This is a genomic window from Paenibacillus sp. AR247, assembly GCF_002968895.1.
GTDB lineage: Bacteria > Bacillota > Bacilli > Paenibacillales > Paenibacillaceae > Paenibacillus_AQ > Paenibacillus_AQ favisporus.
Genome location: NZ_PCZT01000024.1, coordinates 289,866 through 297,550, shown reverse-complemented (window position 1 = coordinate 297,550; position 7,685 = coordinate 289,866). Strand labels below are relative to the sequence as shown.

General features: G+C 56.8%; 9 protein-coding genes, 2 pseudogenes and 1 riboswitch. Of the genes and pseudogenes, 1 reads left to right on the top strand and 10 read right to left on the bottom strand.

Annotation, left to right across the window (positions count from 1 at the left end; all coding sequences use genetic code 11):
- The coding region (locus CPT76_RS32300; RefSeq protein ID WP_181153190.1) for a hypothetical protein at positions 1 to 610 on the top strand (610 nt) is incomplete at its 5' end.
- Positions 611 to 673: 63 nt separating this feature from the next.
- On the opposite strand, the gene CPT76_RS32295 is transcribed toward CPT76_RS32300, so the two are convergent.
- The 10 genes and pseudogenes from CPT76_RS32295 to CPT76_RS32245 form a co-directional block, all read right to left on the bottom strand.
- Complete coding sequence (locus tag CPT76_RS32295) at positions 674 to 1,528, bottom strand: TatD family hydrolase (RefSeq protein WP_105445842.1); 855 nt, start codon at positions 1,526 to 1,528, stop codon at positions 674 to 676.
- Between the two features lie 41 nt (positions 1,529 to 1,569).
- A complete protein-coding gene (locus tag CPT76_RS32290) occupies positions 1,570 to 2,385 on the bottom strand; it encodes an ABC transporter ATP-binding protein (protein WP_258169025.1) in 816 nt (271 codons plus the stop codon).
- Positions 2,386 to 2,412: 27 nt separating this feature from the next.
- The gene (locus tag CPT76_RS32285; protein ID WP_076172705.1) at positions 2,413 to 3,171 is read right to left on the bottom strand and encodes an ABC transporter permease; all 759 of its coding nucleotides are present in this window, start codon (positions 3,169 to 3,171) and stop codon (positions 2,413 to 2,415) included.
- Entirely contained in the window at positions 3,168 to 3,461 is a 294-nt protein-coding gene (locus CPT76_RS32280) for a thiamine-binding protein (RefSeq protein ID WP_076172706.1), read from the bottom strand. The genes CPT76_RS32285 and CPT76_RS32280 overlap by 4 nt, the downstream gene beginning before the upstream one ends.
- A 54-nt stretch (positions 3,462 to 3,515) precedes the next feature.
- A complete protein-coding gene (locus tag CPT76_RS32275) occupies positions 3,516 to 4,565 on the bottom strand; it encodes an ABC transporter substrate-binding protein (protein ID WP_105445792.1) in 1,050 nt (349 codons plus the stop codon).
- 200 nt (positions 4,566 to 4,765) lie between these two features.
- A riboswitch (TPP riboswitch) is annotated at positions 4,766 to 4,878 on the bottom strand.
- 74 nt (positions 4,879 to 4,952) lie between these two features.
- A complete protein-coding gene (locus tag CPT76_RS32270) occupies positions 4,953 to 5,339 on the bottom strand; it encodes a VOC family protein (RefSeq protein WP_105445791.1) in 387 nt (128 codons plus the stop codon).
- Between the two features lie 530 nt (positions 5,340 to 5,869).
- Positions 5,870 to 6,130 (bottom strand): CGNR zinc finger domain-containing protein, encoded by a 261-nt coding sequence (locus tag CPT76_RS32260; protein ID WP_105445789.1) that lies wholly within the window; start codon positions 6,128 to 6,130, stop codon positions 5,870 to 5,872.
- 25 nt (positions 6,131 to 6,155) lie between these two features.
- A pseudogene (locus CPT76_RS42360) lies at positions 6,156 to 6,380 on the bottom strand (hypothetical protein); the annotation flags it as partial.
- A 106-nt stretch (positions 6,381 to 6,486) separates the two neighbouring features.
- A complete protein-coding gene (locus CPT76_RS32250; protein WP_258169024.1) occupies positions 6,487 to 7,077 on the bottom strand; it encodes an MBL fold metallo-hydrolase in 591 nt (196 codons plus the stop codon).
- A 277-nt stretch (positions 7,078 to 7,354) separates the two neighbouring features.
- Positions 7,355 to 7,685, bottom strand: a pseudogene (locus tag CPT76_RS32245) (MFS transporter); the annotation flags it as partial.

Below are 7,685 nucleotides of genomic sequence, written 5' to 3'. Positions count from 1 at the left end.
GAGTAACGCCTCTTTTGCCGATCAGATGAAGGCCCTGACGAACACGGGGACCGTGAAAAGCTTGAGCTATTCCCGGCTCACCCAAAAATACGTATACATTAAATCGACGGCCAGCAGCAGCTTCGAGGTCTATTTGGGAGACTATCAGGCGAAAACGGAAAAGCTCGTCATCAAGCATACATACAGCGCCAAGGAGTCAAGCGTATCCCTAAGCCCTACCGGGCCATACTTTTTCGTCACCCGGGTAACGAGCCGTAATCCCGACCGCTATAAATCGGAACTTTACTATACCGGGGATTTGAAGCCTTACGCTGTGCTGAACACCTTCGGCGAGCCCAGATGGGACGAGGATGGCAGGCTGATTCGGTCTACGGAGTATTTCGATAAGCATCCGCATACGTACCGAAGCCAGATCAGTGTGGATTCCTTGAAAGCCGTACCGGATCCGGACGAGGTGTTCGCTCAGACTGTCACCGTGGTGAAGGGGCCCAAAACGTCCCGGAAGACCGGTGTCATTTTCAACGTGACCAAGGTGGACAAAAACATGATCTATTATCAGGAACTGAATCTGGATACCAAGCGGGTTGAAAACAAGCAGAAACTGTATTAAGGGCATATCCTGGGTTTGTAAAAAGAAAAAGGCCTGCCCGCAGCGGGCAGACCCTTTTTTGATTTAGCGCGGAAGGCCGTAAAAACGGCAGGCATTGGCATGCAGCAGCGCCCTGGCTTCCGGCAGGGGGACGCCACGAATGCTGCTCCATACGCGGGCCACCTCCGCGGTCATGCGGGGATGGGTCATCTGACCGGCGAACGGTCCTTCGAACGGCCAAGGCCCGTCGGTCTCCGTCATCACCTGGGAGGCGGGATACCGGCGCGCGAGCTCCTGGATTTCCGCCTCATAGGCGATATCCGGCGTAAACGAGACGTAATATCCGCTATCCGCCATGCGCCGCACGGTGTCCGCCGATCCTTTGAACCAGTGGAAATGGGCGCGGGAGACGCCGTGCTTTTCCAGCAGATCGCAGGCGATATCCGCATCCTCGTACACGGCATGCAGCACGATCGGCTTGTTATGGTCCCGGGCAAAACGTACGAAGCGCTCAAGCAGCGCCTCGTACGGCCCGTTATCCCAAGGAAGCCCGGCTTCGGCAGCCTCCAGCCGTGAGTAGTACGGCAGGCCGACTTCTCCGACGGCGACCATGTCATCCGCATGCTCCGCCATCCACCCGAAGAGCGCGTCGATCTCGCGGTCAGCAGGGAGCGGCTGCTCAGGATGGAAGCCGAAGGCGGGATAGACTTCCCCGGGCCAAGCCTGGGCAAGCCTCAGATTGGCTTGGCTCGATGCCAAATCCATGGACACGCCGATGACGGATGCGACGCCTGCATCCGTGAGGCTCCCGAGCAGCGCCTGCGTCTCGTGCTCCTTATAGGTATCGAGATGAATATGGGCATCGATCAAGGGCGCAAGCGGCGACCGGTTCGCCTCCGCCGGCGATGCGGATGCCGCTGCTGCCCGGTCGAGGACCATCTCTTGGCCGTTTGCGGGGTTTACTTCGCTGTGGTTGCCGCTCATAGGCGTGAACCTCCTTGCTGTGCAGCCTGCATTTTTCGCTGCTCCTCGCGCATCCATTCGCTCAGCTGACGCTTCAGCTGCAGAAACTCGGGAGCCTCCGTCACTTCCTCGCGCCGCGGGCGCGGAAACGGCACGTCGATGGCGTGCAGCACCGCGGCCGGCCTGCTCGAGAAGACGTAAATACGGCTTGAGAGCAGCAGCGCCTCCTCGATGTTGTGCGTAATGAAGAGAACCGAGCGGCGGTTCTCTTCCCAAATGTCGAGCAGCCAGCGCTGCATGTCGCTGCGGGTCAGCGCATCGAGCGCGCTGAACGGCTCGTCCAGGCACATCAGCTCCTGCGGGCTGAGCAGCGCGCGGAGAAAGGCCGCCCGCTGCTGCATGCCGCCCGACAGCGTATGCGGATGCGCCTTCTCAAAGCCGGCCAGGCCGACTTTGGCGAGCCAGCGCCGCGCGTCCTCACGGGCCTCCCGGCTGACAGTGCCGTGCACCTCCTGGGCCAGCAGCACATTGTCCTCGATCGTCCGCCAAGGGAACAGGGCGGGCTGCTGCGGCATGTAGCTGATATGCCCCTGCTGCCCGGTCACCTCGGCGCCGTTCATCCGGACGGTGCCGGCATCCGGGCGGGTCAGCCCGCCGATCACGTGCAGCAGCGTGCTCTTGCCGCTTCCTGACGGTCCGATGATGGACACGAATTCGCCTTGGCCCACGGTCAGCGAGATGTCGCTGAGTACCGGCAGCGTCCGGCGCTTCTCTTTGAAGCTTTTGCTGACGGAGTCGATCTCCAGTGCAGGCGTGGTTTCTTGATTTATCACGGCAATTCTCCTTTCCTGCCAGGCCCGCTAGCCCTGCTTCGGCTTCCAGCGGACGAACCATTTTTCGAGCAGCGCAATCAGCCCGAACATCAGCAGGCTCAGCACGACGATGATCATGATCGCCACGAACATGCGGTCGGTGCGGTAACCCGATTTTTGCAGCATCATATAATAGCCGATGCCCTTGTCGGCCCCCAGCCACTCGGCGATAATCGCACCCATGACACTGTAGGTGGCGGCGATTTTAATGCCGGAGAAGATGGAAGGGAGTGCGTGGGGCAGCTCCAGCTTGGCGAAAATTTGGCCCTTGCCCGCCCCGATCATGCGCATGTAGTTCATCATGACGGGATCGGTCTGCTTCAAGCCGCCCAGGGCGGCGACCGCCACCGGGAAAAAGCAGACGAGCGTGATGACGATCAGCTTGGGCAGGAGGCCGAAGCCGAACCAGATCATCAGCAGGGGGGCGAGGGCGATGGTCGGGATATTTTGGCTTAGAATGAGCAGCGGATACAGCGCCTGTTTTAAAAACGGAATCAAATGCAGAATCAGTGCGATGACCAGCCCGATGGCGGTTCCGATGGCGAAGCCGAATACGGTCAGCTTCAGCGTGGCCCATACATGCTCCCACAAGCCGCCGGAAGCGGCCGCGGCTTCCCGGGCGATGTCGCTCGGCGCAGGCAAAATCCATTGTTCAATATGGAACAGGGAGGTCAGCAGCTGCCACACGAGCAAAAAGAAGATGACCGCCACGAGGGGCGGCCATACGTTTTTCCACCAGCTTCTCATGGACGGTACTTCTCCGTCAGCTTGTCCATGCTGATTCCGCCGGGATTATGGGCGATTTTGACCTGGGAGATGATACTCGGGCTGCCTGCGGCCACCAGAGCTTCGTGCATTTTGCGCACGACGTCCAGCAGCTCCTCCAGCTCGCCCTCCATCGTCGTTTCCAGCGGGTGCACCTCATGCTTCACGCCGGACTGCTGAATGACCTCAATGGCACGGTCGACGTAGGCGTAAGAGTCTTCGTTGCCCGGCGTCTTCGGGATCACCTGAATGCTTAACAGCGTATTGGCCATGCGAATCAACTTCCTCTCCTGATAAGATTACGTGTATTTTTGGTTGGATGCGGCTTATTGTTCCGGCAAAAAGTCGTTCGTGTACGCGCTCTTCACGTCCAGCGGCTTGTCCAGCAGCTTGTGATCGTACATCCAGTCGGAATAGCCCTTCCAGATTTGTTCCTTCTGCTCGCCCCAGCGGGCTGCGTCGTCCTGATATTTAGGACTTAACCATTTCTGGCTTTCGATCACCAGCTGCTTATCGAGGTCCGGCACGTCCTTCAGCAGCAGGTTGGCAGCTTCTTCGGGCTTGTCGATCGCGTACTGATAACCTTTGGCGGTCGCGCGCATAAACGCTTTAACCAGCTCAGGGTCGTCCTTGATCTGCTTCTCGTTCGTTACGAGAACCGGCGTGTAGTAGTCCAGCTTCTCGGAATAATCTTTGACATACAGCATGTCCAGCGGCTCGCCGCGCAGCTTCGCCTCGATACCAGTCCAGCCGTAGAAGATCCAGGCGAAGTCGATGTCCCGCTTCACGGCGGTAAAATAATCGGCGTCGCCCATGTTGACGATTTTCACCTTCTTCACGTCCGCCTTGTCGATCTCCATGATGGAGCCCATGACGGCTTCCTCCACAGGGGAGCCCCAGCCGCCGTAGGTTTTGTCTTCAAAATCCTTCGGCGTCTTGATGCCCCGGTCCACCGGTGCGGCAAAGCCCGACGTATTGTGCTGGATGACCGCGGCGATGGAGACGAGCGGCACGCCCTGCGTGCGGGCCTGGGTCACGCTCTCCTGATAGCTTACGCCGAAGGGTGCCTTGCCGGAAGCGACCATGGCATCGGCGCCGGTGGAGCCCGGCTGCACGATTTCGACGTTCAAGCCTTCTTCTTTATAGTAGCCCAAGTCTTTGGCAGCGTAGAGCCCAGTGTGGTTCGTGTTGGGCGTCCAGTCGAGGACGACTTTGACGTCCTTCAGCGGCTTCGCTGCGGTGTTATCCTGGCCTGCCGTGCTGTCGGAAGCGGATGTGCCTTCTCCGCTGCCCGTATTGTTCTGGCCGCCGCCGCATCCGGCAAGCGCCAGTACGAGCATGCAGACCAGCAGCAGTCCGATGGATTTGTTCTTCATGGCTTTCTCTCTCCTTTGATGTCCGGCCGTTCTTATTCTCTCTGTGGAAGCATCGACCGGTGATCCCCTCTCCCCCGTTATACTTTAGAATCGTAAGCCGATCTGAGTGACTGAATCATAGAAGCTTTTTTCACTAGTATGAATGAAAAAAGCGCCCCGTAAACGGGACGCTTCATATGCGCAAGATCAGCACGGCTTGTATGCCGTGACAAACGGTTTCCTACGCTGGCATTACCCAGATCAGGTTAAAAGGGTCAGTATCTTGAAGGGATACAATCTCAGCCGGCCAATTCCAGCACCCCGGATTCTATAAGGTTTTTGGGTTGTTTTCCTCCCATATTATAGTCCATCCCCATGGGGGTGTCCAGACATCCGCCCGATTCCAGATTATCTCTGGAAAAATTCGATCCATTCTTTTTCCGGACCATAGATAAAGAAATATTGGTATCCGTTGGGCAGGGTCACGATTTCCTGATCGATCAGCTCCACGCCGTCGAGCGCCTGGATCCGCTCAAATTCCTTCTGAATGTCGTCGACATGGATCGCAAAATGGTGCACCGTGCCTTCGGCAGGCAGGTCGTAGCTGTAGCCTTGAATGAGCTCGATTTCCGTCTCGTCGCTGCCCCCGAAACCGAGAAACGCCAGCTGGAACACGCCATTGGTGTGCGTCAGCCGGCCTTTCAGCTCCAGGCCCACGATCTCGGTATAAAATCGGATGGTTGATTCCAAATCCCGTACGACGATGCCGACATGATCCAAACGTTTATTAGCCATATGTATAAGCTCCTTTTCACTTATAAGTAATGGGTTTGCCCTAAATTAAGGCCATTATAGCATTTAAATCCGAGTTGTAAGACAACTTTATGCAAACATCATTGTTTATAAATTATAGGCTGTTTGGTGGCTTCGTTAGGTATTGAAACAGTCAGGAACGGGGGAGAGGGTCCTGAAAAAAATAATTGCAGCATGGCTTTTCATGTGTATGTTGACAGCATGTACCGGGCCAACGTCTGGCGGAGGGGACATAACGATACTCGATAAGCAGCTCATTGGCTCGACATATTGGATTGTCGCCGAGAAAACCCATAGTAAAGAAGAAGGGCCAGTTAAAATTAAAGTCGATAATGAAAACACTTGGAACTTGTTAGAGGTCGGAAGAACGTACCTATCGACATACTCCTACAAGTCGTTGGACAAAGGAGCTAAACTGCTGAGTGTCCGCCATATCAATGAAGGGCAGTCAGCAACGAAATAGAACCATTAAAAAAAGCCCGGGATGTCCATCAGACGATCCCAGGCTTATTTTAGTTCCCGCGCTGCTTCTTTTTCGCATAAAATTCGGCCGCCTTATGGCGGTTGCCGCAAGTTTCCATGCTGCACCAGCGCCGCTTGCCGCTCTTGGAGGTGTCCACAAAGTGCAGGATGCAGTCGTCATGCTCGCAGATCCGGATGCGGTCCGAAGATACGCTTGCCAGCGTCTCGAACAGGGAGCGGACGATGGGGTACAGCACGCCTTGGACGGCGTTTTGCCCGTAGGTGATGAGATGGGGGGGTGCCCTGTGCATCCCGCTCGGCCCGAAGCGCCACGTCTAACCGTGACGCTTCGGCTTCCATGGCGGCGAATGCCTCGATCCGACAAGGGTACCACCATGGGTCCAGATCTTCTAGAACGTGCCGGCACACGCCGCGCAGACGGAGCAGTTCGGGCAGCAGGTCTTCCCGCGTCACAGCTGAAGCTGCCCCTGGGGTATTGTTCAAGCCGTGCAATTCATTATCGTGGAGCCATTCGTCTAAATAACCTGGCTCCTCCAGCATATCCGTGACCCGGTGCTCCCGCATGCGCACCGTATTGGCGAGATTGATCCACAGGGCGCCCCCCAGCACGTTGCGGGAAGGGGATTTATCCATGATGCGTCATCCTTTATAGAGTAATCGTTTCCTTTGTGTTCAGGAATGCTATGTCCATTGTATCACCAACTGCAGCCCGCAGGCGATTTTGCCAATCGGGAGTCTGCAGGTATACAGGCGGATGGTGGATGGCGGTATGGTGGATCGGCACCAGCCGTTTGGCCCCGAGAACGCGTGCGGCCGCGGCCGCTTGTTCCGGAAGCAGCGTAATCGGCATGCCGCTGGGCGGCTGACGATCAGGGCGTTCCAGAACGGCACCGTTCACCGGCAGGCATACCGCATCGAATGGGCCGTGAGCCGCGGCAATTTTCCACCAGTAGCCGTGCCACAGCGTATCTCCGCAGTGGAGCAGGCGGTGCTCGCCGTCGCTCAGCGCCCAGGCGATCTGCACGTCTCCGACCCCGTCGACGGAGTACGTGGCGGCTGCGCCCAGCGCACCGATTTGGAAGGCATCGCCGACGGAAGCACCGATTACGCGGTTGAGACCGCTATTTTCGGCAAGGAGGACGCTCTCCTGCGGGAGGTACACGGGAATGTCTGCCCCGTAGGCATCGATGATGGCCTGGGGATCAAAGTGATCTGTATGCTCATGGGTGATCAGCACCGAAGCGGGAAGAGCGGTTCGTGAGACTGGCCGTATCTTTCCGGAAAATGATAAAGCGGGTCTATGACCACCGATGTGGCTCCTGCCGTCACTCGAATGCCTGCCCAAGGAAGCTTTTGAAGTTCCATGTCATCCATCTCCTTTGTATAACCTTTAAAATTTGTATTACAAGTTATAATTGGAGTATAAACGTATTTTTATAACCTGTAAATATATTTTTAGGGGTTATACAAAATAAAAAAAGCGGACCTGCTGGCCCGCATTTAATTTGAATGGCTTATTTTCCTGCACCTGACGGCCCCTGCAGTCCGCTCTGGTGAACCAGCTTCCGCCGCTGCAGCTGGAAAGCCGCAAAGCTGAGCACGACCATGCCGGCGGTAAACACCGCGAGCATCCAGGCCGACTGGTTTACTTCCAGATGGTCCAGGCTCCAGCCCATGATAAGCGGCAGGATGGCTCCGCCGACGCCGCCGGAGGCGATCAAAATGCTGGGCGTCGATTCTTCGCTGCCCTGCAGCAGTTTGCTCGCAAATACGAGCGCAATCGAAAAGATCCCCGACATGAACAGCCCGAGCAGTAGGATGATCGCGAAAGCCGACCATACCTGG

Excerpts from the sequence above, each read along its gene's own strand:
- CPT76_RS32260 (WP_105445789.1), bottom strand. The coding sequence starts at position 6,130 with ATGCACAGGGCACCCCCCCATCTCATCACCTACGGGCAAAACGCCGTC.
- CPT76_RS32280 (WP_076172706.1), bottom strand. The coding sequence starts at position 3,461 with ATGGCCAATACGCTGTTAAGCATTCAGGTGATCCCGAAGACGCCGGGC.
- CPT76_RS32270 (WP_105445791.1), bottom strand. The coding sequence starts at position 5,339 with ATGGCTAATAAACGTTTGGATCATGTCGGCATCGTCGTACGGGATTTG.
- CPT76_RS32295 (WP_105445842.1), bottom strand. The coding sequence starts at position 1,528 with ATGGTCCTCGACCGGGCAGCAGCGGCATCCGCATCGCCGGCGGAGGCG.
- CPT76_RS32285 (WP_076172705.1), bottom strand. The coding sequence starts at position 3,171 with ATGAGAAGCTGGTGGAAAAACGTATGGCCGCCCCTCGTGGCGGTCATC.
- CPT76_RS32275 (WP_105445792.1), bottom strand. The coding sequence starts at position 4,565 with ATGAAGAACAAATCCATCGGACTGCTGCTGGTCTGCATGCTCGTACTG.